Raw genomic sequence first — 25,663 nt, forward strand, 5'->3', positions numbered from 1 at the left:
GTATCTGTCCTCGCAGAAGCTTGAGGAGCACCCCTGATGAACGAATCAGAACATATCGAAATGAGCTGGCGGTCAGTGGATGTAGGCGGCGGCGTGAGAATTCGCTACGGCGTCGCTGGCAGCGGTCACAAACCTGTCCTGCTCATCCATGGTTATCCAGAAACCGCGATTGCCTGGCGAAGGATAGTAGGCCCACTGGTTGAGCAGGGTTACAGGGTCATCGCGCCTGACGTCCGTGGAGCGGGCGGATCCAGTCGGCCTCTGCACGGCTATGACAAAAGTACGATGGCACAGGATTGCTCGGTCGTACTGCGGGATGCCGGCGTTTTGGAGCCTGCGCTCATCGTCGGGCATGACATTGGGCTGATGATCGCCTACGCCTTCGCTCGCAAATACCCTGAGTCCACCAGAGGGCTCGCTGTCTTTGACGCGCCACTGCCTGGCACTGCGGCGTTTGATCAGGTGAGTCTGGATGACCGACGCGTTTGGCACTTCCACTTTCACCAGGCACCGGATATTCCCGAGGCGCTTACAGCCGGAAAGGAGGCTTATTACCTCGAGCGCTTTTGGCACGACCTTGCCTACGATGCAGGAGCCATCGATGGGGGAACCAAAGCAAGCTACATCGCGAGTTTCAGCGGGCCTGGCGGAATGAGAGCGGGGTTCGAGCTGTACCGATCCTTTGCCGCCGACGCTGAATTCAATCGTGCTCAATTAGCCGCGCACGGGAAGATTCAAATCCCGGTACTGGCTTTGGCAGGCCAGTCGAGTGCGTTCGGCGCCATCATGAAACCGATGATGGAGGAGGTGGCGGATAAGGTCAGCTTTGCCATCATCGATAAGGCAGGCCACTGGCTCGCCGAGGAAAATCCCTTGGCAGTCGCGCAGGCGTTGGTCGACTTTGATGCAATGTAGCGATTAATTGATCCCAGGCACTGCGTTGGCTTTTCTCCGGCAACGGTGTTACCAGGTCTGTTCTGGAGTGTTGCTAAAACCAGCGTGCGGCCATCGCGGGCAGACCCCGCTCGCGGATGCGCGCGGGCATGTAGCAGCGGCGTAAGCCGCGTCCGGCCGCGACGCGGTCATCTGGAAGGATTGCGGGGTTTGTGACCCGGCTTACGCCGGTGCTACAGGGGCGCTGCGTCCTGAGGGTTGGCGGGGTTTGTGACCCGGCTTACGCCGGTGACACAGGGGCGCTGCGTCCTGAGGGTTGGCGGGGTTTTTGACCCGGCTTGCGCCGGTGATACAGGGGCGCTGCGTTCTGAGGGTTGGCGGGGTTTTTGACCTGGCTTGCGCCGGTGATACAGGTGCGTTTGGGCGATGTAGCAGCGGCGTGAGCCGCGTCCGGCCGCGACGCGGTCATCTGGAAGGATTGCGGGGTTTGTGACCCGGCTTACGCCGGTGCTACAGGGGCGCTGCGTTCTGGCGCGGCGAGGGCATCCTGAGGGTTCGTGGGGTTTTTGACCCGGCTTGCGCCGGTGATACAGGGGCGCTGCGTTCTGAGGGTTGGCGGGGTTTTTGACCTGGCTTGCGCCGGTGATACAGGTGCGTCGGGGCGATGTAGCAGCGGCGTAAGCCGCGTCCGGGCGCGGCGGGGACATCTGGAAGGATTGCGGCGCTTGTGACCCGGCTTACGCCGGTGCTACAGGGGCGCTGCGTTCTGAGGGTTGGTGGGGAGCATGGCGCGCAGGTCGGTGCCGCTGGGTTTTTGATAGAGGCTTAGGCCGAACTCTGGCAGCACGGCGAGCAGGTAATCGAAGATATCGCCTTGAATCCGCTCGTACTCGGCCCAGGCGGTAGTGCGGGTGAAACAGTAGATTTCCAGCGGTACGCCTTCGGCGGTGGCTTCCATCTGGCGGACCATGCAGGTCATGTCCGGCTGAATGTCGGGGTGGGCCTTGAGGTAGGCCAGGGCGTAGGCGCGGAAGGTGCCGAGGTTGGTCATGCGCCGTTGGTTGGCCGAGAGTTCGGCGACTTCGCCCTGGGCGGCGTTCCAGGCTTTCAACTCCGCTTGCTTGCTGCTCACGTAACCAGTCAGCAGGCGCACCTGGGTCAAACGCAGCTGCTCCTGTTCATCGAGAAACCGAACACCACTGGCGTCGATGTGCAGGCTGCGCTTTATGCGCCGGCCACCGGACTGCTGCATGCCGCGCCAGTTCTTGAACGACTCGCTCATCAGGCGCCAGGTGGGGATGGAGACGATGGTCTTGTCGAAGTTCTGCACCTTGACCGTATGCAGGGTGATATCCACCACATCGCCATCGGCGCCCACTTGCGGCATTTCGATCCAGTCGCCGACGCGCAGCATGTCGTTGCTGGTCAGCTGCACGCTGGCCACGAACGACAGCAGGGTGTCCTTGTACACCAATAGAATCACCGCCGACATGGCGCCCAGGCCGGAGAGCAGCAACAGCGGCGAACGGTCGATCAGGGTGGCAACGATGATGATGGCGCCGAAGATATAGAGGATCATCTTCGTCAATTGCACGTAACCCTTGATGGAGCGGGTGCGGGCGTGTTCGGTGCGGGCGTAGATGTCCAGCAAGGCATTGAGCAGGGCGCCCAGGGCCAGCACCTGGAACAGGATGGTGAAGGCCAGGGCAATGTTGCCGATGACGTGCTTGCTGCTGTCGCTCAGCACCGGAATCAATCCCAGGCTGAATTGCACCACCAGCGAAGGCGTCATCTGCGCCAGGCGATGGAAGACCTTGTTGTGCAGGAAGTCACTGAGCCAGTGCAGCGCGGGCTGCCGGCTGAGCAGCTTGACGGCATGCAGCACCAGAAAGCGCGCCACGCGGCCAAGGATCAGGGCAATCGCCAGCAACGCCAGCAGTGAGGCGCCAGCCTGGAGCATGGGGTGATCGTCCAGACCACCGAGAAAGGCCAGGGTCTGTTGCCAGAAGTATTCGATATTCATGGGTAACGCTGAGTGCCCGAGTTGAAAAGGGGCGGGGATTAAAGCCGATCGGGTGTGACAGTTGCCATGCTTTGTAAGATCTGCACGCAATTTTTATCGTCGGCAGGTAAAGAAATTCGGCTAATGCCCCGCAAACCGGTACCCTATGCAGTCGAATTTATGTACTCCGTCGAGGTAACACCCGTGTTTTCCCAATTCGCCCTGCATGAACGCCTGCTCAAAGCCGTGGCCGAGCTGAAATTTGTCGAGCCGACTCCGGTGCAGTTAGCGGCCATTCCGCTGGCGTTGCAGGGGCGTGACCTGCGGGTGACTGCCCAGACGGGCAGCGGCAAGACCGCTGCATTCGTACTGCCGATCCTCAATCGCCTGATCGGCCCGGCCAAGGTCCGCGTCGACATCCGCGTGCTGATCCTGCTGCCGACCCGCGAGTTGGCCCAGCAGACCTTGAAGGAAGTGGAACGGTTTTCCCAGTTCACCTTCATCAAGGCCGGCCTGATCACCGGCGGCGAGGACTTCAAGGTCCAGGCCGCCATGCTGCGCAAGGTGCCCGATATTCTGATCGGTACTCCGGGACGTCTGCTCGAGCACCTGAACGCCGGTAACCTGGACCTCAAGCACGTTGATGTGATGGTCCTCGACGAAGCCGACCGCATGCTCGACATGGGCTTCTCCGAGGACGTCACTCGCCTGAGCGATGAGTGCGCCCAGCGCGAACAGACCCTGCTGTTCTCGGCCACAACCGGCGGTGCCGGCTTGCGCGAGATGATGAGCAAGGTCCTCAAGGACCCGGAGCATCTGCTGATCAACAACGTCAGCCAGTTGGCCGAGGGCACTCGCCAGCAGATCGTCACTGCCGACCACAACGTGCACAAAGAGCAGATTCTGAACTGGTTGCTGGCCAACGAGACCTATCAGAAGGCGATCATCTTCACCAATACCCGGGCCATGGCCGACCGTATCTACGGTCGTCTGGTGGCGCAGGAATACAAAGCGTTCGTGCTGCATGGCGACAAGGACCAGAAGGACCGCAAGCTGGCCATCGATCGCCTGAAGCAGGGCGGCGTGAAGATCCTGGTGGCTACCGATGTGGCGGCCCGGGGCCTGGACGTTGACGGCCTGGATCTGGTGGTCAACTTCGACATGCCGCGCAGTGGCGACGACTATGTCCACCGTATCGGTCGGACAGGCCGTGCCGGTAACGAAGGGCTGGCGATTTCGCTGATCTGTCACGGTGACTGGAACCTGATGTCCAGTATCGAACGCTACCTGAAGCAGAGCTTCGAGCGCCGCGTGATCAAGGAAGTCAAAGGCACCTACGGTGGACCGAAGAAGGTCAAGGCTTCCGGCAAGGCCGTGGGCGTGAAAAAGAAAAAGACCGATAAGGATAAGAAGGGCGACAAGAAAGCCGTCGCCAAGGGGCCAACCAAGCGCAAGAGCGTGAACCGCCCAAAGGCCGAGACGCCGGCCCTGGTGAGCCAGGACGGCTTGGCGCCGTTGAAGCGGCGCAAGCCGGCGGCGGCTAGCGAATAATAATCTCGCGCCAGCGGGGCTGGCCCTTTCCCGGGCAGCGCCCGCTGCCACCGGTTGAGTGGGGTTCCTGGGATCAGGGATCATCACTCGATCGGAGACAGAAGGCGTCGGAACTGCCAATTCCGGTCCCGGATCCGCCCCTCTGCAACTCCCTCCCGCACCACCGGTCACACCCTAGGCAAGCCCTGCCACTCAAGTGCTGGAGGTTGACCTGCCATGACCACGTACAACTGGGAACTGATCGAGCGCCTGCTGCATGAAGTGCAGAACGGTGCCGACCACAATTTCACCCCGCGTCCTTATGCCGAAGATCATGCTGCGGCCAAATCTGCCCAAGGCGAGGCTCCGGGCGATCTGGACAAGCTGAAGGCCTTGGCCTGTGATTATGAAAAGCTGCTGCTGGACCGCGGTTTCATTGAGCCGCGTCCCCAGGACGAGGGCGGGACGGGAGAGAACTTTCGTCTGACGTTACGGGGTTCGAGCCTGCTGAGCCTGCTCGACAGCGGCATTCCGGGGAATGATCATCCGATCAAGGTGCTCAATGATCAGCAGGATGCGCTGGACCCGGCGACGTTCGATGAGTTGGCAGCGAAGCCGCAGATCGCCCATGGGTGTGTGTGATGCGCGTTGGTTTGCGGTGAGGGAACCAGACGCCGCGATCTCGATATTGCTAGAATTCCCGGCATAACGATTTGCCCCGGACTGGTTCCGGGGCTTTTGCTTTTATTGCCGTCGAGATTGCTGCCATGCCGTTGTACGTTCGCGGGGGCCGGCCATGAGTGCCGAGCGCCGTCAAACCGATGCCTTTGCACTGAAGGTCATGCTGGGCTTGTGCGTGATCTGGGGCGTCCAGCAGGTCACCATCAAATGGGCGGCCGCCGATATCGCCCCGGTGATGCAGGCGGCCATGCGCTCCGGCCTGTCGGCAGCGTTGGTGGCGTTGCTGCTGTGCTGGCGTGGGGGCTGGCAGCACACCGCTCAGACGTGGCGCGCCGGCCTGTTGGCCGGGTCATTGTTCGGCCTGGAGTTCCTGTTCATCGCCGAGGGCCTGAAGCTCACCTCGGCTGCACATATGTCGGTGTTCCTGTATACCGCGCCGGTATTCACCGCCCTGGGGCTGCAATGGTTGCTGCCTAGCGAGCGCCTGCGCCCCTTGCAATGGGCGGGGATCGGCCTGGCATTCGGGGGGATTGCGGTGGCTTTTGCCGGTGGCATCTCGCTCGAGCATATGGACTATCGCACCCTGCTGGGCGATGCCATGGGTCTGGCCGCCGGAATCTGCTGGGGGGCAACCACGGTTGTGGTGCGGGCGTCGCGGCTGTCTGAAGCCCCTGCCACCCTGACGCTGTTCTACCAGTTGATCGTGGCCTTCGCAGGCTTGCTGCTCATTGCCTTGTTCAGTGGCCAGATCAGCCACGTCAGCTGGACCCCGGTTTCGCTGGCCAGCGTGCTGTTTCAGGGGCTGGTGGTGTCATTCGCCAGCTACCTGACCTGGTTCTGGCTGCTGCGCCGGTACCTGGCTTCCAACCTGGCGGTGTTCTCGTTCATGACGCCGTTGTTCGGCGTGACGTTTGGCGTGGTGCTGCTGGGCGAGCCTCTGAGCCTGAACTTCATCGGCGGGGCGGTGCTGGTGCTGATGGGCATCACCCTGGTCAGCGCCGAGCAATGGGTGCGACGTCGCTTGAGAATATGGCTAGGGCAGTGAATTCCTGCCTCGGCATGTGATCAGAATCAATACTGCGATCTTTCGACACATGTCGGTGCATGCATCCTACACAAGTAAGGGCTATGATCTGACAGAAGCGACGGAATATGACCCGTCGTTCAGGTTTTCCCTGAAGGGGGCAATATGAACGGTAATCTGCACAACTGGCTCCATGACCTCGCTGTAGCGCTCGGGCTCGTCCCGCCGCCCATGCAGCCGGTGCCTATCCCTACCGACGAAGAAAATCGTCGCCGGCAGCGCCCACGCCGCTGAATCAAATGGCGTGGCGCACATGAAAACGCCCCTGAGCGGGGCGTTTTGTCGTATGTGACGCTATTGACTCGCTACGCCGCCTGCACCTTGCCGCGTGCCTGTGCGGATTTCGCCAAATAATGCTCAAGCCGCTGGACGCCTGGCTCGTCGATGAACAAGCCCAGTTTGCTGCGGCGCCATAGAATGTCGTCGCTGCGAGTGGCCCATTCCTCAGCGCACAGGTAATCGACCTCGCGGGCGTACAATCCAGCGCCGATGTCCTCGCCCAGATCCTGCAAGCCATCGGCACCTTCGATAAGCGCCCAGCTGCGGCTACCGTAGCTGACCGCCCAACGCTGCGCGACGCCGGCTGGCAGCCATGGCGCCTTGGCCTGCAGGGCCTGAGCCAGGGCCTGGGGTGTGCTCATGTCTTCGCCGCCCGGCAGCGTGGCCGTTGCTGTCCAGCTGCCGCGCATCTGGGTGAAGAACGGCAGCAGTTGCGCCATCGCCGATTCCGCCAGTTTGCGATAGGTGGTCAGCTTGCCGCCGAACACCGACAGCATCGGACCTTCCTCACGGCTGCCACTCAGTGACAGGGTGTAGTCGCGCGTCACGGCAGAGGGGTTGTCGGACTCGTCGTTGCACAGCGGTCGCACACCGGAATAGGTCCGCACGATGTCGGCACGGCTGACCTGTTTCTTGAAGTGTGCGTTGACCACCTTGAGGATGTAGTCGGTTTCACCGTCGGTAATCTCGACCTTCGCCGGGTCGCCGGTGTATTCGCGGTCGGTCGTGCCCAGGATGGTGAAACGGTCCAGGTAAGGGATGGTGAAAACGATCCGCTGGTCTTCGTTCTGCAGGATATGCGCCTGCTCGCCTTCATACAGGCGCGGCACGATCAGGTGGCTGCCCTGGATCAAACGAATGCCATACGGCGATTCGAGTTTCAGGTCGTCACGGATGAACTTGGCGACCCATGGGCCGGCGGCGTTGACCAAAGCCTTGGCGTGAATGGAGAACAGGGTGCCGTCTTCGCGCTCCAGATGCACGTGCCACAGGCCCTTGACCCGCCGTGCGTTCACGCAGCGGGTACGGGTGTGAATGTGGGCACCCTGTTCACGGGCGGCCATGGCGTTGAGTACCACCAGACGCGCGTCGTCTACCCAGCAGTCGGAGTATTCGAAACCGCGGGTGATCTCCGGCTTCAGGGCGCTCTCGGGGCCGAAGCGCAAACTGCGCGAGCCTGGCAATTTTTCCCGCTTGCCGAGGTGGTCGTAGAGGAACAGCCCGGCGCGAATCATCCAGGCAGGCCGCAGGTGTGGACGGTGGGGCAGCACGAAGCGCATGGGTTTGACGATATGGGGCGCTTTGGCCAGGAGCACTTCACGCTCGGCCAGGGCCTCGCGTACCAGACGAAACTCGTGGTGTTCCAGATAACGCAGGCCGCCATGTATCAATTTGCTGCTGGCCGAGGAGGTGTGGCTGGCCAGGTCGTCCTTTTCGCACAGGAACACCGACAGGCCCCGGCCAGCGGCGTCGGCCGCGATGCCGACGCCGTTGATGCCACCACCGATCACGGCAATGTCGTAGGTTTCGGCGAGGGGTGGAGTGGGCATGGTCGAATGGGGCATGGCGGGCCTCCTGCTTTTGTAATCGAGTGTTCGGATGACGGATTGTAATTCGAACATTGATGTTCAGTTTCGAACATAGTAGCGCAAGAGTTGGGAGGGGGCCAGTTGGCTTTGATTGAAAATACTGATTGGTGGGGGGGAAAGGAACAAAAGTGAACATTGGTGGGCATGGGGTCAGGTTTGTGGGGGCTGGTCCCTTCACCCCAGCCCTCTCCCTGAGGGAGAGGGGGCCGGACGGTGGCGTTGAGGATAGATGCGGTGGGTATTTAGCTCCCTCTGTCTAGATCCTCAGCCAAGAATCAAACCACCTCCAACCGGATCTTGTGTTGACCCAGCAATTGCACCAGCGCCGGTACCGGCGGCTGATCCGTCACCAGACAATCGATCAGGCTGATGGACCCCAGGCGCACCATGGCGTTTCGGCCGAACTTGCTCGAGTCCGCCGCCAGAATGACCTGGCGGGCATTGGCAATGATCGCCTGGCTCACCCGGACTTCCTGATAGTCGAAATCCAGCAGGCTGCCGTCCTCGTCGATGCCACTGATGCCCACCAAGGCGAAATCCACCTTGAACTGATTGATGAAGTCCACGCTGGCCTGGCCGACCACGCCGCCGTCGCGGCGTACATTGCCGCCGGCCAGTTGCACCTCGAAGTCATCCTTGCCGCTGAGAATCGAGGCCACATGAAGGTTGTTGGTGATGATCTTCAAGTGGTTATGGTTGAGCAAGGCGCGTGCAATCGATTCGGTGGTGGTGCCGATATTGATGAACAGCGAGGCATGGTCGGGGATCTGTGCGGCGATGGCTTCGGCGATGCGCTGTTTCTCGTCGCGCATCTGGTCGGCACGCATCGCGTAGGCGGTGTTCTCGATGCTCGAGTCGTAGGCCGCGCCGCCGTGATAGCGCCGCAGCAGGTTGTCCTCGGCCAGTTGGTTGATATCGCGGCGGATCGTCTGCGGGGTAACGACGAAGAGCTGGGCCATCTCCTCGATGCTGACGTAACCGCGTTCACGCACCAGTTCGAGGATTTGTTGTTGGCGTGGAGGCAGATTCATTGGGCTTCCTTGGGCTGCCGTGCAAAGGTCTGCATCATGCCGCAGGAAACAACCAGACGCCACCTGTGGCAGCGGCGTAGGGCGCGTCCATGGCAGCGCGCGGTTTCGGACGTTGCGCGGTGGGGTCGGACGCGGCTTACGCCGCTGCTACGGTTGGTGGAGCGCGATCAGTTGGTTTCCTCGTGGGGTTCCCAGTCGCGGGTGCGCTCTACGGCTTTCTGCCAGCCGGCGTAGAGTTTTTCCTTTGCGGCTTCGTCGAGCTGTGGCTCGAAGGTGCGTTCGATCACCGCCTTGCCACGCAGCTCATCCAGGCTGCTCCAGAAGCCGCATGCCAGACCGGCGAGGTAGGCAGCGCCGAGCGCGGTGGTTTCACGCATCTGCGGGCGCTCTACCGAGGTGCCGAGGATATCGGCCTGGAACTGCATCAGGAAGTTGTTGGCCACCGCGCCGCCGTCGACGCGCAGGGCGCTGAGGCGTTCACCGGAATCCTGCTGCATGGCGTCGAGCACGTCGCGGGTCTGGTAGGCAATCGACTCCAGCGCGGCGCGAATGATGTGGTCCACGCGCACGCCTCGGGTCAGGCCGAACAGTGCGCCACGGGCATAGGGGTCCCAATAGGGTGCGCCCAGGCCGGTAAACGCCGGTACCAGGTAGACGCCGTTGGTGTCCTTGACCTTGCTGGCGAAATATTCGGTGTCGTAGGCGTCGTTGACGATCTTCAGTTCGTCGCGCAGCCACTGCACGGTAGAGCCGCCATTGAACACCGCCCCTTCCAGGGCGTAGGCCACTTCACCACGAGGGCCGCAGCCGATGGTCGTCAGCATGCCGTGCTTGGATGCCACCGCTTTCTTGCCGGTGTTCATCAGCAGGAAGCAACCGGTGCCATAGGTATTCTTCGCCTGGCCCGGCTCCACGCACATCTGTCCGAACAGCGCCGATTGCTGGTCGCCGGCGATCCCGGCGATGGCGATGCCGCTCTTGGTGTGGCCGTAGATCTCCGAGGAAGATTTCACTTGCGGGAGCATCTCGCGCGGGATGTCCAGGGTTTCCAGCATCTTCGCGTCCCATTCCAGGCTGTGGATGTTGAACAGCATGGTCCGCGAAGCATTGGTGTAATCGGTGACGTGCACCTTGCCGCCGGTGAATTTCCAGATCAGCCAGCTATCCACCGTGCCGAACAGCAGTTCACCGTTGCGCGCACGTTCGCGGCTGCCTTCCACATTGTCCAGAATCCATTTGAGCTTGGTGCCCGAGAAGTACGGGTCGATGACCAGCCCGGTGGTTTCCTTGATGTAGTCTTCCATGCCGTCGCGCTTGAGCTGCTGGCAGATCTCGGTGCTGCGTCGGCACTGCCAGACCACGGCATTGTAGATGGGACGCCCGCTGTTCTTGTCCCAGACCACTGTGGTTTCGCGTTGGTTGGTGATGCCGATGGCGGCCACCTGGGCATGGCTCAGGCCGGCCTGTGCCAAGGCCTCGACCATGGTCGCGCTCTGGGTGGCGAAGATTTCCATCGGGTCGTGTTCGACCCAGCCTGCCTGCGGGTAGTGCTGGGCGAACTCGCGCTGGGAGGTGCCGACCACGTTGGCGTCGCGGTCGAAGATGATCGCCCGGGAGCTGGTCGTGCCTTGGTCCAGGGCAATGATGTAGTTCTTGTTGTCGATATCAGTCATGTCGATGGCCTTGCACAAGTTTGAAAAGGGTCGGGGAAAAGGTCGGTGCCCGGCTCAGTTGGCCTGGGCTTTCCCCGTCACTGGCGTATCGACCGGCGCTGTGGCCGGGCTGGGTAAATGGCGAGCGATCAGCAGGCGGTAGGCCCCGGCGCCCAGGCAGGCACCGACGATGGGCGCTACCACGGGAACGATGAAGTAGGGGATCGCGCGTCCTCCGGTGAGGGCTATTTCACCCCAGCCAGCGAAAAAGGTCATCAACTTGGGCCCCAGGTCGCGGGCCGGGCTCATGGCGAAGCCGGTCAACGGCCCCATGGAACTGCCGATGACCGCAATCAGCAGGCCCACCAGCAAGGGCGCCATTGCACCCCGCGGCAAGCCATTGTGGTCGTCGCCCAGAGCCATGATCACTCCCATCAGAATAGCGGTGATCACCATCTCGACCAGGAAAGCCTGGCCAGTGGAGAGCGAGGGGTGAGGGTAGGTGGAGAACACCGAGGCCAGCTCCAGGCTGGCGGCGCTGCCACGGACCAGGTGATGGGCTTGTTCGTAATCGAAAAACAGGCTGCTGTAGAGGGTGTATACCAGGGCTGCCGAGCAGAAGGCGCCGGCGATCTGGGCCAGAATGTAGAAGGGCAGCTTGCGCTTGTCAAAGCCGCCGAACAGGCACAAGGCAATGCTCACGGCAGGGTTGAGGTGGGCACCGGAAACGCCGGCGGTGAGGTAGATCGCCATGCTGACGCCGATACCCCAGATGATGCTGATTTCCCATTGCCCAAAGCTGGCGCCCCCGACCTTGAGCGCGGCAACGCAGCCGGTGCCGAAGAAGATCAGCAGCGCAGTGCCGAGAAACTCGGCCGTGCACTGGCCCGACAGAGTCGGCTGTTGCTGTGCAGTCATCGTGTGTTACCCCAATTGTTTTTTTTGTCTGGCGCATTTTCCGCGCTCGGTACGAGCACCGTCCGGCGATCCCCATCGCTGTCCGGCGTACAGCATGCGCACTTGCATCCAAACGCACATCTTCACAAACGAAAAAATATAGACAAGAAACGCTGCTGTCAAAGGTCGAAACTGAACGGTCAGGTTCTGTATGGGCCGTTGCGGAGTAAAGGCGGGGTGATAGGCCCGGCTAGCGGGCGTCGCCGGTGTATGCCCTAATATGTTTCTGATCCCGATCGCCTGGAGAGTCTGGATGACCCCCGCCTTGGACCTGCTGAAAAAAAACCGAGCCGAACATCGGGTGCACAGTTACGAACATGATCCGAAAGCCGCCTCCTACGGTCTGGAGGCTGCCGAAAAGCTCGGGCTTGCCGCCGCCCAGGTGTTCAAGACCCTGCTGGCGGCCAGTGAGAAACATGAGCTGGTGGTGGCGGTGGTACCGGTGGCCGGCACCTTGGACCTCAAGGCCTTGGCCCACGCTGCGGGCGTCAAGAAATGCGAAATGGCCGATCCGCAGGCGGCGCAAAGGGCCACGGGGTATCTGTTGGGCGGTATCAGCCCGCTGGGGCAGAAAAAGCGTTTGCGCACCTTCATCGACCAATCGGCCGAGCCGCTGGCAACGATCTTCGTCAGCGCCGGCCGCCGCGGCCTGGAGGTGGAGTTGGCACCGCAGGTGCTGGCGCAGTACACCCAAGGCAGCTTCGCCGATATCGGTCGCGCCTGAGAATCCGAAGAAATTATTTTCCCGTGCCTACAGTCGAAAATTGATCACCCACCTGCGCCGCACACCATCCGAGGATTGCCATGCAATTGGACTTCTACCAGGTTGACGCGTTTACCCAGCAGCCGTTCGCTGGCAATCCGGCCATCGTCTATCGGCTGGACACTTGGCTCAGCGACGAGCTGATGCAGAAAATCGCCGGCGAACACAACCTGGCCGAAACCGCGTTCATGGTGCATGAAGCCCAGGGTTGGCACATCCGCTGGTTCACCCCCAAGACTGAAGTGCCGCTGTGCGGGCATGCCACGCTGGCCAGCGCGTTCGTGTTGTTCCAGGTGTATGGCGAGACGGCTGAGACGCTGGCCTTTGCCAGCAAGTCCGGAACGCTGACGGTGACTCGGGAAGGGGAGCGGCTGTGGCTGGATTTCCCGGCCATGATGCCCCAGGAGCAGTTGGGTCTGACGCTGGATGTAGAACGGGCCCTGGGCTGCGAGGCGGTGGACATCATGGGTGCGGCGTCGCTGTTCGTGTTGCTGGAGTCCGAGCGTGCGGTGCGTGCCTGCAAACCCGATATGGCCGCGCTGGCCCGACTGCCCTGGCCGGGGGTGATCGTGACGGCGCGAGGTGAGCATCAGGATTTCGTCTCGCGCTATTTCGCGCCGGCCATTGGGATTGATGAGGACCCGGTGACTGGCTCGACCCATTGCAGCCTGATTCCTTACTGGTCGCAGCGGCTGGTAAAGGCCAGCCTGACGGCATATCAGTGTTCCCCGCGGGGCGGGGAGCTGTTCTGCCGGATGGAGGGGGAGCGGGTGAAGATTGGTGGGTATGCAACGTTGGTGGCCAGTGGGCGGTTGGTGGTGGGGGCTTGAGTTTGGTTTGAGTTCGGTTTGGGATGTGTGGTGGATGGTCCCCTCACACCAGCCCTCTCCCTGAGGGAGAGGGGGCCGTGCGCGGTGCTGCCGATATCCTCGGCTTTTAGCTCCCTCTCCCCCAGGGAGAGGGCTGGGGTGAGGGGACCATCCCCCACAAATCCCCAAACCTACCCCTCCACCAACATCTCCCGAAACTCGGCCAACGCCACCGCCCGGCTGTACAGATAGCCCTGATACAAATGACACCCCACCCCCTGCAGAAACGTCAGTTGCTCCGACAGCTCCACCCCCTCGGCAATCACCGTCAGCCCCAGGCTGCGGGCCATGGCCAGGATGGCGCGGATGATTTCGGCGTCGTTGGGGTCGGTGGTCGAATCTCGCACGAACGACTGATCGATCTTCAGGGTGTCCACGGGTAGCCGCTTCAGGTACGTCAGGGATGAATACCCCGTGCCGAAATCGTCCATGGCGAAACTTACGCCCATGCTTTTCAGCGCCAGCATCTTGCTGATGGTGTCCTCCAGGTTCTGGATGACGATCCCTTCGGTCACCTCCAGCTTCAGCAGTTGGCAAGGCAGCGCGTGGCGTTGCAGGCTGCGGGCGATGCGCTCGACGAAGTCGGCCTGGCGGAACTGTCGAGGGCTGATGTTCACGCAGAGGCTGAAGCGGTCCGGATCGATCAAGCCTGCGGCCAGCAAGCTGGCGCAGTCGGCACAAGCACGATCGAGGATCCAGCCGCCCACCTCCAGGATCATGCCGCTCTCTTCCAGCACCTGGATGAACTGTGCAGGGGACTGCTGGCCCAGCAGTGGGTGGTGCCAGCGCAGCAACGCTTCGGCGCCGACGATCAGCCCGCCGCGGGCATCGATCTGCGGTTGGTAATGCAGGCTCAACTGCCCACGCGCAACGGCCATGCGCAGGTCGTTCTCCATACGCAGCCGCTCGCTGGCGGCTTTCTGCATGGTGGTATGGAACAACTCGGTGGTGTTGCGGCCCGAATCCTTGGCCCGATAGAGGGCGATGTCGGCGCGTTTGAGCAGGTCGGCCGGGGTCGAGCCATGGTCAGGAATCAGTGCCACGCCAATGCTGGGCGTCACCTGCAGGCGATGGCCGTCCAGCGACATGGGTTCGGCCAACAACTCGCGCAGGGTGTCGGCCAATTCCCGGACCTTCTCGGTCACATGGGCGCGGCTGCCCTCCAGGCCGCTGAGCAGCACCACGAACTCATCGCCGCCAAGGCGTGCCACGGTGTCTTCCAGGCGGACACTGGCTTCCAGGCGGGCCGTCATGACCTTGAGCACGGCGTCGCCCACCGGATGCCCAAGGGAGTCGTTGATGTGCTTGAAATGGTCCAGATCCAGGAACAACAAGGCGCCGCGCAAGTTGTGGCGCTTGAGCAGGGCTATCTGTTGGCTCAGCCGATCCATCAGCAAGGCACGATTCGGCAGGTTGGTCAGCGCATCGTGATAGGCCAGGTGTCGGACCTGCGCTTCGGCGTTCTTCAGGGCGACCTCGCGTTTCTCCAGCGCCTGTTCGGCATCCTTGCGTTCGCCCTCGTCGGTAAAGGTGCTGAGCAGGTAGAGCACCCCCTGCATCTCGATGTTCTGGGTGCGCAGCAGGCCTTGATGGATGCGGCCGTTGCTGACGCGCATCTGCAGCTCGATGGAATAGGGCTCGCCGCTGGCATGGGTCGCCGCCATGATTCGCTGGCGCTGCTCGGGGTCTGTCCAGAGGCCCAGTTCCAGGGTGGTCTTGCCAATGATCTGTTCGGCGCTCCAGCCAAACATCTTTTCGAAGGCCTTGTTGACCTCGATGATCAGGCCGTCTTCGCGCCGCGTGAGCAGCACCACATGCGGGCTGAGGTGGAAGAGGGTGGCGAAGCGCTTTTCCGAGTTGATCAGCGCGGTTTCCCGCTCGCGCTGCCGGGTGATCTCCCGGACCACGCCGACCATCTGCGGGCGCCCGTGTTTGTCACGCATCAGGCTGCCGTTGATTTCCAGCCAGTGCAGGCTGCCGTCGGGCCAGCGAATACGGTGACGCATGGCTTTTTCGCTGGGCTCGCCGCGCACCACCGCCTGGAAAGCCTTGATGGTGCGGGCGCGGTCTTCCCGGGGCAGCAGGTCCAGGTATTCCAGATCCTGGGGGAGCGGCTGGCTGGGGTCGAAGCCGAACAGCGCCTGGGTCCCCCGGGACCAACTGATGATGCCGCTGTCGATGTCCCAGAACCAGGCACCGAGGTCAGCGGCATTGAGCGCCGCCAGCAAATGCGGCGCGCTTTCCCAGCTCTGTTCCGATTGCGCCGGGTCGGCGGCGCGGATGCGGGGCAGGCGTGGGGTACCAGGGGCGGGCTTGAGCATCGGTACCAAACCTTTTGGTGAGTGAAGCGTCCTTGTTGTAGAGATTGCGCCCAGCGCCGATGGTTCGTTCAGACCGCCTCGACCTGAGCCTGGGCGTCGAGCAATGCCATGAAGGCTCGCGCGGCGTTCGACAGGGTTCTTTCCGTGTGCAGGATGTAGCCTAGCTGGCGACTGAGTTGTATGCCCGGCAACTGGAAGCGGGCCACCTGGTCATCGAGCATGGTGCGCGGCAACACGCTCCAGGCCAGGCCGATGGACACCATCATTTTTATGGTCTCCAGGTAGTTGGTGCTCATGGCGATGTTGGGACTCAGGCCTTGTGCTTCGAACAGGCGGCTGACGATGTGATGGGTAAAGGTATTGCCCCCCGGAAACACCGCCGGGTGATGGGCAATGTCGGTCAGCTGCACCGACGGCTCCAGCGCCAGCGGGTGTTCCGGGGCGGCGACGAAGTCCAGCGGGTCGTCCCATACCGGCACCGAACGCACCAGATGATGAGGCTCGGGGGCCAGGGTAATGACGGCCAGCTCGGCCCTGCCGTGGAGGATTTCCTCGTAGGCCACTTCCGAATCGAGGAACTGGATGTCCAGCGCCACCGCAGGATATAGGCGGGTGAAGGTGCGCAGCAGGGGCGGCAGGCGATGCAGACCAATGTGGTGACTGGTGGCCAATGTCAGACGGCCGGTCACCTCGCCCGACAGATTGGTCAGCGCCCGGCGGGTATCGTCCAGCACATTGAGTATCTGATACGCACGGGGCAGCAGGGCGCGTCCGGCCTCGGTCAGATTGACCTCGCGACCCAGTCGATCGAACAGGCGTACGTCGAGTTGCTGCTCCAGGCCGGCGATTCGTTTGCTGATGGCCGGCTGGGTCAGGTGCAGCCGTTCCCCTGCGCCGGAAAAGCTGCCGATCTCGGCGATGGCTATAAAAGCATTGAGGTTGGCCAGATCCATTCATGGATTCCTGTTGGTTATCCAAAGCATGAAAATTATGAATTTGAGTTATTCAAGATAACCCCATAGCATCATCCCTACAAGCCAAGCGGTTATTGGCATAGAAAGATAGAAAGACTGATGAGGAACCGTCTGATGGCCGGCAAAACGCTCTACGACAAGCTCTGGGATGCACATTTGGTCAAGCAGCGCGACGATGGCTCGGCGCTGATCTACATCGACCGTCACATCATTCACGAAGTGACCTCGCCGCAAGCGTTCGAAGGCCTGCGTCTGGCCGGCCGCAAGCCTTGGCGCATCGACGCAAACATCGCGACCCCCGATCACAACGTCCCCACCACCCCAGAGCGCAAGGGCGGCATCGAAGCCATCGCCGACCAGGTGTCGCGCCTGCAGGTGCAGACCCTGGACGACAACTGCGATGAGTACGGCATCACCGAATTCAAGATGAACGACGTCCGCCAGGGCATCGTCCACGTGATCGGCCCGGAACAAGGCGCCACCTTGCCGGGCATGACCGTGGTCTGCGGCGACTCCCACACCTCTACCCACGGTGCATTCGGTGCCCTGGCCCACGGTATCGGCACCTCCGAAGTGGAGCACGTGCTGGCCACCCAGTGCCTGGTCGCCAAGAAAATGAAGAACATGCAGGTGCTGGTCGAAGGCACCTTGCCCTTCGGCGTCACCGCCAAGGACATCGTGCTGGCGGTGATCGGCAAGATCGGTACCGCCGGGGGCAACGGCCATGCCATGGAATTCGCCGGCAGCGCGATCCGTGATCTCTCGGTGGAAGGGCGCATGACCATCTGCAACATGTCCATCGAAGCCGGTGCCCGCGTGGGCCTGGTGGCCGCGGACGAGAAGACCATCGCCTACGTCAAGGGTCGTCCCTTCGCGCCCAGTGGCGAGAACTGGGACAAGGCCGTCGAGGCCTGGAAAGGGCTGGTGTCGGACGACGACGCCAGGTTCGACACCGTGGTCAAGCTCGACGCTGCCCAGATCAAGCCGCAGGTCAGTTGGGGCACATCCCCGGAAATGGTCCTGGCGGTCGACCAGAACGTGCCGGACCCTGCCCGTGAAACGGACCTGGTCAAACGTGGCTCCATCGAGCGTGCCCTGAAATACATGGGGCTGACCGCCAATCAGGCCATCACCGACATCCAGCTCGATCGGGTATTCATCGGTTCGTGCACCAACTCGCGTATCGAGGATTTGCGCGCCGCTGCCGTGATCGCCAAGGGCCGCAAGGTCGCCTCGACCATCAAGCAGGCCATCGTGGTGCCGGGCTCCGGCCTGGTGAAGGAACAGGCCGAGCGCGAGGGGCTGGACAAGATATTCCTCGAAGCGGGTTTCGAATGGCGTGAGCCCGGCTGCTCCATGTGCCTGGCGATGAATCCGGACCGACTCGAGTCGGGCGAGCACTGCGCCTCTACCTCCAACCGTAACTTCGAGGGCCGTCAGGGCGCCGGTGGGCGTACGCACCTGGTCAGCCCGGCCATGGCCGCCGCCGCGGCAGTCGTCGGTCGTTTCGTCGACGTTCGTGAATTGATCCAGGGGAATGCAGCATGAAAGCTTTTACCAAACATGTAGGCCTGGTGGCGCCGCTGGACCGTGCCAACGTCGATACCGACCAGATCATTCCCAAGCAATTTCTGAAGTCGATCAAGCGCACAGGCTTCGGCCCCAACCTGTTCGACGAGTGGCGCTACCTGGACGTGGGCCAGCCCTACCAGGACAACTCCAAGCGTCCCCTGAACAAGGATTTCGTGCTCAATCACGAACGTTATCAAGGCGCCAGCGTGCTGCTGGCCCGGGAGAACTTCGGTTGCGGCTCCAGCCGCGAGCACGCGCCGTGGGCTTTGGACGAATACGGTTTTCGCACGGTGATCGCACCGAGCTACGCCGACATCTTCTTCAACAACAGTTTCAAGAACGGCCTGTTGCCGATCATCCTCAGTGATGAGGAGGTGGACGAATTGTTCAAGGAAGTCGAGGCGGCACCGGGGTACCAGTTGACCGTGGACCTGCAGGACCAGACCGTGACCAGCCCGAGCGGCAAAGTCTACAGCTTCGAGATCGACGAATTTCGCAAGCATTGCCTGTTGAATGGCCTGGACGATATCGGCCTGACCCTGCAAGACGGCGATGCCATCGCGACCTTCGAAGCCAGGCACCGGGCGAGCCAGCCGTGGTTGTTTCGCGATTGATGGATGGATTGGTGGATTGATGTCAGCAGGGCCGGCCCCTTCGCGGGCAGAGCCCGCTCCCACAGGGATTTGCGTGGTAGCACGTTCCTCTGGAAGCAGGCCCGGCCCAAGCTGAGGCCACTCCAGCACACTCCACACATGCGGGATGCAACGACGATCCCTGTGGGAGCGGGCTCTGCCCGCGAAAAAGCCGGCACAGCCCCCTGTAGGAGCGGCGTCAAAGCCGCGAAGGCGCCCCCCGCAGCCACCACAAAACCCCGGCAAAAGGAAGCCACCTCATGACCCAGCACACCCAAGTCGTGCAACAACAATTCGGCGAACAGGCCGCTGCCTACCTGAACAGCGCGGTTCACGCACAAGGCACCGAATTCGCCCTGCTGCAGGCCGAACTGGCCGGCCAGGCCGACGCGCGACTGTTGGACCTGGGTTGCGGTGCTGGCCACGTCAGTTTCCACTGCGCGCCATGGGTCAAGCAGGTAGTGGCCTACGACCTGTCCCAGCAGATGCTCGAAGTCGTCGCCAGCGCCGCCAGCGAGCGGGGCCTGGGCAACATCAGCACCCAACACGGCGCCGCTGAGCAACTGCCCTTCGCCGACGGCGAGTTCGACTATGTGTTCAGCCGCTACTCGGCCCATCACTGGAGCGATCTGGGCCTGGCCCTGCGCGAAGTGCGCCGAGTGCTCAAGCCCGGTGGCGTGGCCTGTTTCATCGACGTCATGTCCCCCGGCAGCCCGTTGCTGGACACTTACCTGCAGAGCGTCGAAGTGCTGCGCGACACCAGCCACGTGCGCGATTACAGTGCCGGTGAGTGGTTGAGCCAGGTCAACGAAGCGGGGCTCCAGGTGCGTGGCCATAGCCGCCAGCGGTTGCGCCTGGAGTACAGCTCCTGGGTCGAGCGCATGCGAACTCCCGAGGTAATGCGTGCTGCCATCCGGCAGTTGCAGCAGGCGATGGGCGCCGAAGTGCGCGAGTATTACCAGATCGACGACAATGGCTCGTTCAGCACCGATGTGGTGGTGCTGTGGGCCCAGCGTTAAGCGTTTATTTCCGGCGTGCCCAGGGGCGCGCCGCACTCCAAGAATGAGGAAAGCATGAGCAAGCAGATTCTGATTCTCCCAGGCGACGGTATTGGCCCGGAAATCATGGCCGAAGCGGTAAAAGTGCTGGAGCTGGCCAACGACAAGTTCCAGCTGGGCTTCGAGCTGGGCCACGACGTGATCGGTGGCGCCGCCATCGACAAGCACGGTGTGCCCCTGGCAGACGAGACCCTGGAACGCGCCCGCGCGGCCGACGCTGTGTTGCTGGGCGCCGTGGGTGGCCCGAAATGGGACAAGATCGAACGCGATATCCGCCCAGAGCGCGGCTTGCTGAAGATCCGCTCGCAGTTGGGCCTGTTCGCCAACCTGCGTCCGGCCATCCTCTATCCGCAGCTGGCCGATGCGTCGAGCCTCAAGCCGGAAATCGTTGCCGGCCTGGATATCCTCATCGTTCGCGAATTGACCGGCGGCATCTACTTCGGTGCACCCCGCGGTACCCGCGAGCTGGAAGGCGGCGAGCGCCAGGCCTATGACACCCTGCCGTACAGCGAAAGCGAGATCCGCCGCATCGTGCGTGTGGGCTTCGACATGGCCCAGGTACGTGGCAAGAAGCTGTGTTCGGTGGACAAGGCCAACGTGCTGGCGTCCAGCCAACTGTGGCGCGAAGTGGCTGAAGAGATCGGCAAGGACTACCCCGAGGTCGAGCTCAGCCACATGTACGTCGACAACGCCGCCATGCAACTGGTGCGTGCGCCCAAGCAGTTCGACGTCATGGTCACCGATAACATGTTCGGCGACATCCTCTCCGACGAAGCCTCGATGCTCACCGGCTCCATCGGCATGCTGCCGTCGGCGTCGCTGGACGCCAACAACAAGGGCATGTACGAGCCTTGCCATGGCTCGGCGCCGGACATCGCCGGGCAGGGCATTGCCAACCCGTTGGCGACCATCCTGTCGGTGTCGATGATGCTGCGTTACAGCTTCAACCAGCACGCCGCCGCCGATGCCATCGAAAAGGCCGTCAGCCTGGTGCTGGATCAAGGTTTGCGCACAGGTGATATCTGGTCCGAAGGCAATGCTCGGGTCGGTACGCAGGAAATGGGCGATGCAGTAGTCGCCGCGCTGCGGAATCTGTAATCTCTTGGGCCCGCTGCCACTTTCACCCTCGAAAGCAGCGGCCCACTTTTTCAAGAAGGTGTAGTTGCGATGAAACGTGTAGGTCTGATCGGTTGGCGCGGTATGGTCGGTTCCGTGCTCATGCAGCGGATGCTGGAAGAGCAGGACTTCGATCTTATCGAGCCGGTGTTTTTCACCACTTCCAACGTTGGCGGCCAAGGCCCTGCGGTGGGCAAGGACATTGCCCCGCTCAAGGACGCCTACAGCATTGAAGAGTTGAAAACCCTCGACGTGATTCTGACCTGCCAGGGCGGCGACTACACCAGCGAGGTATTCCCCAAGCTGCGTGAAGCCGGCTGGCAGGGTTACTGGATCGACGCCGCGTCCAGCCTGCGCATGCAGGACGACGCCGTGATCGTGCTGGACCCGGTCAACCGCAAGGTCATCGACCAGCAGCTCGACGCCGGCACCAAGAACTACATCGGTGGCAACTGCACCGTCAGCCTGATGCTGATGGGTTTGGGCGGCCTGTTCGAAGCGGGCCTGGTGGAGTGGATGAGCGCCATGACCTACCAGGCGGCTTCCGGCGCCGGCGCGCAGAACATGCGCGAGCTGATCAAGCAGATGGGCGCGACCCAGGCCGCAGTGGCCGATGACCTGGCCAACCCGGCCAGCGCCATCCTGGACATCGACCGCAAGGTGGCCGAAGCCATGCGCGGTGAAGCGTTCCCTACCGAGAACTTCGGCGTGCCGCTGGCTGGCAGTCTGATCCCCTACATCGACAAGGAACTGCCTAACGGCCAGAGCCGTGAAGAGTGGAAGGCCCAGGCCGAAACCAACAAGATTCTCGGTCGCTTCAAGAGCCCGATCCCGGTGGACGGCATCTGCGTGCGCATTGGTGCCATGCGCTGCCACAGCCAGGCGCTGACCATCAAGCTGAACAAGGATGTGCCGATGGCCGACATCGAAGGCTTGATCAGCCAGCACAACCCTTGGGTGAAACTGGTGCCGAACCAGCGTGAACTGAGCATGCAGGAACTGACCCCTACCAAGGTCACCGGCACGCTGAACATTCCGGTCGGGCGTCTGCGCAAGCTGAACATGGGCTCGCAGTACCTGGGCGCCTTTACCGTAGGCGACCAGTTGCTGTGGGGCGCCGCAGAGCCGCTGCGCCGCATGTTGCGGATCTTGTTGGAACGCTGATCTCACCGGGTTTGCTCAGGACCTCAGCCTGCCTGAGGTCATGAGCCGCCCCGGTTCAGGATCTGAGTCTGACCCCAAGTCATGAGCCACCACTGTGGGAGCGGGCTCTGCCCGCGATGGCGTCCGACAGTGCACCGCAAAACCCGTCCTGGGCCACCAGGACGGGTTTTTTCATGGCTGGCGAAACACCTCCAGCGCATGATCCAGGCTCGCTGACGATAACTCGCCCAGGTGATGCCCCACCAATCTGCCCTCCGCGCTGTAGAACAACGTGGTCGGCAACGCTACCGACCCAATGCTTCGGCCCAACGCTCCCTGGGCGTCGAACAGCACCTGCGTCAGGTCCAGCCCACTCGCCCCGGCGAACCCCGCCACGGTCTGCGGCGTTTCACCCTGGTTGACGAACAGGAACCGCACCTGCGGATAACGTTCCTGCGCCTGCACCAGCACCGGCATCTCTCGCCGACACGGTGGGCACCAGGTGGCCCACAGATTCACCACCAGTGGCTGCCCGGCAAACCGGCGCAGTGACACTGTTTCTCCGGCAGCGTCGCTCAACGCCACTTCGGGCAATTGCCCTTGCTGGGTATGCAACTGGTTCGCCAGGCTACCTAGCCCCCATAACAGCAAGCCACTGGTCAACCCAGCCATCAGCGGGCGTCGACCGGCCGGCCGGCGCCACGCCTGCACGGCTGCGGCCAGCACCACCGCGATCAGGCCCGGCCAGAACAGGAAACCACCATCGCGGATGTCGGGAATTTGCCAGAGGTCATCTCGGTATTGTGTCCAGTAGCGGACCACGAAGGCTGCCCGGGCCACTATCAGGCCAAGTAGCAAGAGGTGCAGGAGGGTGGCTTCGGGATTGGCGGCCTGCCAGCGTCGAGCGGTCAGCCAGCCGACCAGGGTTGCCAAGCCAAGGCTGGCCAGTAGCAACAGGTGACTGAGCGAAAGGGCAAAAGGCCCAATGGAAAGGCTGAGCATCGGCAAATTGCCTTGTGGGGTTTGCTGGTGAGTATGCCGCCGACTGGGTTAACGGGTGGTTAAGCCGAGCTCGGTGGCGTCGGGTCCCCTCACCGCATCCTTCCCGGATAGCCCTCAGGGAGAGGGGGCTAACCGCACATTGCGTACGGCGCTCTCTGCGCCAACAAGGGCATAATATTGCCTTAACCACCGCCCACCATGCTTCACCCCTTTGACCTCCCGAGCACCGCCATGCATGTACTGCTTTGCGAAGACGATGACCTGATCGCCAGCGGCATCGTCGCCGGCCTCAACGCCCAGGGCCTGAATGTCGACCGCGTCGCCACCGCATCGGCCGCGCAGGCCATGCTCCAGGCCGCCAGCTTCGACGTCATGGTGCTCGACCTGGGCCTGCCGGACGAAGACGGCATCAAACTGTTGCAGCGCCTGCGCCAGCGCGGCGAGGTGTTGCCGGTGCTGGTGCTCACCGCCCGCGACAGTGTCAGCGACCGCGTGGCCGGCCTGCAGGCCGGCGCCGACGACTACCTGCTCAAGCCTTTCGATCTGCGCGAACTGTGCGCGCGACTGCATACCCTGCAACGCCGGGTCGCAGGCCGCACCTTGAATATCATCGAGCATGGCCCGCTCAAGCACGACCCCAGCACCCGCCAAACGTGGCTGGCAGACACGGTCGTGGACCTGTCCCGGCGTGAGCAGGCTCTGCTTCAGGCCTTGCTTCACAACCGTGGGCGGGTGCTGTCCAGCGAGCAACTCAAGGACAGCGTCTATGGCTTCAGTGACGAAGTGGAAAGCAATGCCCTGAACGTGCACATCCATCATCTGCGGCGCAAGCTGGGCAACGGCATCGTCGAGACCGTACGCGGCCTGGGCTATCGACTGGGGCGTGCGCAAGCCCCTGAAGACATCCAGCGATGAGCTTGCGCCTGCGTTTGAGCCTGATTCTGGGGGGCGCCTTCGTGGTGATCTGGGCGCTCGCCGCGACCTGGATGTTCCGCGACCTGCAAAACCAGATGATGTTCTCGCTGGACCAACGCCTGGTGGCATCGGCGCGGATGGTGGCCGGGCTGGTCGACCAGCTGCCGCAGCCGCTGTCGGGCAAGGGCGAAGACACTCGCTTCAGCGCCGATCAATTGAGCATCCCCGACGGCATTGCCTGCCAGGTCAGTTCGTTGCGCGGAGAGATCCTGGCGCGCAGCCACAGCACTGCGGATCAGGTATTGGATGACCAACGCAGTGGCTTCCACGACCAGCAGATCGACGGTGAGCACTGGCGCAGCTTCACCCTGGCCCGTGGCGATGTGCGGATCACCACCGCCGACCGCCAACTGGAGCGCGAAGCGTTGAACCGCTCGGTGCTGCTGGCCGCGTCGGCGCCGGTGCTGGTGGCCTTGTTGGGCAGTATCGCCATGCTCTGGGTGGGGATCGGCAAAGGCCTGGCGCCGCTGAACCGCATGCGCGACGCCTTGCGTAAACGCAGTGTGGACTCCCTTGAGCCTTTGCAGGTCAAGGCCTTGCCCAGCGAGCTGCAGCCCTTGCTGGAAACCCAGAACCAGTTGTTCCTGCGTATCGGCCGTACCCTTGAGCGCGAGCGCCGCCTGACCGGAGATGCGGCGCATGAGCTGCGCAGCCCGCTGACGGCGATCAAAACCCACCTGCAAGTGGCCCGGATGACCGCAGGCGCCACCCACGAACAGGCCCTGGACCATGCCGAACAGGGGGCGGACCGTTTGCATCGTACTCTGGAGCAGTTGCTGCTGCTGGCGCGCGTCGAGGGCAGCCTGTCGTTCGACGACGGCGTGCAGTGCGATGCACGGCAGGTGGCTGACTGGGCGATTCAGGACGCCAGCCACGGCGATCGGCGGGGTATCGAACTGCATGTGCTGGACGATGTTCCATCGACCCCATTGGGCATGCCCTCGACCCTGGCGGTGGTTGCCCTGCGCAATCTGCTGGATAACGCTTTGCGCCACAGCCCCGCCGATGCGCCCGTTCAACTGACGCTGGCGGCAGAACCCGGTTTCGTGTGTTTCACCGTGCGCGATTTCGGCCCCGGCATCGATGCCCAGGATCTGCAGCACCTGACCGAACGCTTCTGGCGCAGCACCACCAGCCCCGGCTGCGGGCTTGGGCTGGCGATCGTCCAAGCCATCGTCCAGCGCTGCGCCGGCACCCTGCACTTCAACAACACCCCGAATGGCCTGCACGTCATCCTCAAAGTGCCGCTGCAGTGACGCGGTCCAGTGCCGCTTCGCTCCCTCTCCCTCAGGGAGAGGGCTGGGGTGAGGGGACCATGCGCCGCTGATTCCGCGGTGTGCCGAGGACGCGGCTTACGCCGCTGCTACAGGCCTCTCCATGCTCTGCTGATATCGCGTAGTGCCGGGAAGCGGCGTACGCCGCCGCTCCGCTCCCTCTCCCTCAGGGAGAGGGCTGGGTGAGGGGGCCATACGGCGCCGATTTCGTGGCCGGCCGGGACGCGGCTTTCGGTGCTGCTTCCCTCCCTTTTCCCTCGGGAGG

The 25,663-nt window shown here is 62.6% G+C and carries 22 protein-coding genes; 14 read left to right on the forward strand and 8 right to left on the reverse strand.

The window, feature by feature from the left end; translation table 11 throughout:
• Positions 1–36: 36 nt before the first annotated feature.
• Complete coding sequence (locus tag B3397_RS16570; protein ID WP_296252063.1) at positions 37–915, forward strand: alpha/beta fold hydrolase; 879 nt, start codon at positions 37–39, stop codon at positions 913–915.
• A 727-nt stretch (positions 916–1,642) separates the two neighbouring features.
• On the opposite strand, the gene B3397_RS16575 is transcribed toward B3397_RS16570, so the two are convergent.
• The gene (locus B3397_RS16575) at positions 1,643–2,917 is read right to left on the reverse strand and encodes a mechanosensitive ion channel family protein (protein WP_296252065.1); all 1,275 of its coding nucleotides are present in this window, start codon (positions 2,915–2,917) and stop codon (positions 1,643–1,645) included.
• A gap of 183 nt (positions 2,918–3,100) precedes the next feature.
• Between B3397_RS16575 and B3397_RS16580 the strand changes: the two genes are divergently transcribed.
• From B3397_RS16580 to B3397_RS16595, 4 genes are all read left to right on the forward strand, one after another.
• Positions 3,101–4,447, forward strand: coding sequence for a DEAD/DEAH box helicase (locus B3397_RS16580; protein WP_296252067.1), 1,347 nt, complete (start codon positions 3,101–3,103; stop codon positions 4,445–4,447).
• Positions 4,448–4,663: 216 nt separating this feature from the next.
• Positions 4,664–5,068 carry a transcriptional regulator gene (locus tag B3397_RS16585; RefSeq protein ID WP_296252070.1) on the forward strand — a complete coding sequence of 135 codons (405 nt, stop codon included), beginning with the start codon at positions 4,664–4,666 and terminating at the stop codon, positions 5,066–5,068.
• Positions 5,069–5,222: 154 nt separating this feature from the next.
• The gene (locus tag B3397_RS16590) at positions 5,223–6,152 is read left to right on the forward strand and encodes a DMT family transporter (protein WP_296252072.1); all 930 of its coding nucleotides are present in this window, start codon (positions 5,223–5,225) and stop codon (positions 6,150–6,152) included.
• A 144-nt stretch (positions 6,153–6,296) separates the two neighbouring features.
• Entirely contained in the window at positions 6,297–6,425 is a 129-nt protein-coding gene (locus B3397_RS16595; protein ID WP_296252075.1) for a PA1414 family protein, read from the forward strand.
• 71 nt (positions 6,426–6,496) lie between these two features.
• On the opposite strand, the gene glpD is transcribed toward B3397_RS16595, so the two are convergent.
• From glpD to B3397_RS16615, 4 genes are all read right to left on the reverse strand, one after another.
• Positions 6,497–8,035, reverse strand: coding sequence for a glycerol-3-phosphate dehydrogenase (gene glpD, locus B3397_RS16600; RefSeq protein WP_296252078.1), 1,539 nt, complete (start codon positions 8,033–8,035; stop codon positions 6,497–6,499).
• A 299-nt stretch (positions 8,036–8,334) separates the two neighbouring features.
• Complete coding sequence (locus tag B3397_RS16605) at positions 8,335–9,090, reverse strand: DeoR/GlpR family transcriptional regulator (RefSeq protein WP_296252080.1); 756 nt, start codon at positions 9,088–9,090, stop codon at positions 8,335–8,337.
• Between the two features lie 167 nt (positions 9,091–9,257).
• On the reverse strand, positions 9,258–10,763 hold the full coding sequence (glpK, locus tag B3397_RS16610) for a glycerol kinase GlpK (RefSeq protein ID WP_296252081.1): 1,506 nt from the start codon (positions 10,761–10,763) through the stop codon (positions 9,258–9,260).
• Positions 10,764–10,817: 54 nt separating this feature from the next.
• On the reverse strand, positions 10,818–11,660 hold the full coding sequence (locus tag B3397_RS16615) for an MIP/aquaporin family protein (protein WP_296252083.1): 843 nt from the start codon (positions 11,658–11,660) through the stop codon (positions 10,818–10,820).
• A gap of 292 nt (positions 11,661–11,952) precedes the next feature.
• On the opposite strand from B3397_RS16615, the gene ybaK reads away from it, so the two are divergent.
• Positions 11,953–12,423: a Cys-tRNA(Pro) deacylase gene (ybaK, locus tag B3397_RS16620; protein WP_296252085.1), complete on the forward strand. Its 471-nt coding sequence runs from the start codon at positions 11,953–11,955 to the stop codon at positions 12,421–12,423.
• 80 nt (positions 12,424–12,503) lie between these two features.
• Entirely contained in the window at positions 12,504–13,292 is a 789-nt protein-coding gene (locus tag B3397_RS16625) for a PhzF family phenazine biosynthesis protein (RefSeq protein WP_296252086.1), read from the forward strand.
• Between the two features lie 170 nt (positions 13,293–13,462).
• Here the strand turns inward: B3397_RS16625 and B3397_RS16630 are convergent, their stop codons facing one another.
• Positions 13,463–15,652: a putative bifunctional diguanylate cyclase/phosphodiesterase gene (locus tag B3397_RS16630; protein WP_296252087.1), complete on the reverse strand. Its 2,190-nt coding sequence runs from the start codon at positions 15,650–15,652 to the stop codon at positions 13,463–13,465.
• A 68-nt stretch (positions 15,653–15,720) separates the two neighbouring features.
• Positions 15,721–16,605, reverse strand: a complete 885-nt coding sequence (locus B3397_RS16635; RefSeq protein WP_296252089.1) for a LysR family transcriptional regulator — start codon at positions 16,603–16,605, stop codon at positions 15,721–15,723.
• Between the two features lie 135 nt (positions 16,606–16,740).
• On the opposite strand from B3397_RS16635, the gene leuC reads away from it, so the two are divergent.
• The 5 genes from leuC (at position 16,741) to asd (ending at position 22,168) form a co-directional block, all read left to right on the forward strand.
• Entirely contained in the window at positions 16,741–18,174 is a 1,434-nt protein-coding gene (leuC, locus tag B3397_RS16640) for a 3-isopropylmalate dehydratase large subunit (RefSeq protein ID WP_296252090.1), read from the forward strand.
• The gene (gene leuD / locus B3397_RS16645) at positions 18,171–18,812 is read left to right on the forward strand and encodes a 3-isopropylmalate dehydratase small subunit (protein WP_296252092.1); all 642 of its coding nucleotides are present in this window, start codon (positions 18,171–18,173) and stop codon (positions 18,810–18,812) included. Before leuC ends, leuD begins: the two co-directional genes overlap by 4 nt.
• A 278-nt stretch (positions 18,813–19,090) precedes the next feature.
• Positions 19,091–19,849 (forward strand): class I SAM-dependent methyltransferase, encoded by a 759-nt coding sequence (locus B3397_RS16650; protein ID WP_296252095.1) that lies wholly within the window; start codon positions 19,091–19,093, stop codon positions 19,847–19,849.
• 54 nt (positions 19,850–19,903) lie between these two features.
• Complete coding sequence (leuB, locus tag B3397_RS16655) at positions 19,904–20,986, forward strand: 3-isopropylmalate dehydrogenase (RefSeq protein ID WP_296252097.1); 1,083 nt, start codon at positions 19,904–19,906, stop codon at positions 20,984–20,986.
• 69 nt (positions 20,987–21,055) lie between these two features.
• A complete protein-coding gene (gene asd / locus B3397_RS16660) occupies positions 21,056–22,168 on the forward strand; it encodes an aspartate-semialdehyde dehydrogenase (protein WP_296252099.1) in 1,113 nt (370 codons plus the stop codon).
• Positions 22,169–22,339: 171 nt separating this feature from the next.
• Here the strand turns inward: asd and B3397_RS16665 are convergent, their stop codons facing one another.
• Positions 22,340–23,149, reverse strand: coding sequence for a TlpA family protein disulfide reductase (locus B3397_RS16665; RefSeq protein ID WP_296252101.1), 810 nt, complete (start codon positions 23,147–23,149; stop codon positions 22,340–22,342).
• Between the two features lie 231 nt (positions 23,150–23,380).
• Between B3397_RS16665 and B3397_RS16670 the strand changes: the two genes are divergently transcribed.
• Positions 23,381–24,064 (forward strand): response regulator, encoded by a 684-nt coding sequence (locus B3397_RS16670; RefSeq protein ID WP_296252102.1) that lies wholly within the window; start codon positions 23,381–23,383, stop codon positions 24,062–24,064.
• A complete protein-coding gene (locus tag B3397_RS16675; protein WP_296252104.1) occupies positions 24,061–25,380 on the forward strand; it encodes an ATP-binding protein in 1,320 nt (439 codons plus the stop codon). The genes B3397_RS16670 and B3397_RS16675 overlap by 4 nt, the downstream gene beginning before the upstream one ends.
• Positions 25,381–25,663 lie beyond the last annotated feature (283 nt).

The sequence above is a fragment of the Pseudomonas sp. UBA4194 genome (genome assembly GCF_002379585.1).
Taxonomy (GTDB): domain Bacteria; phylum Pseudomonadota; class Gammaproteobacteria; order Pseudomonadales; family Pseudomonadaceae; genus Aquipseudomonas.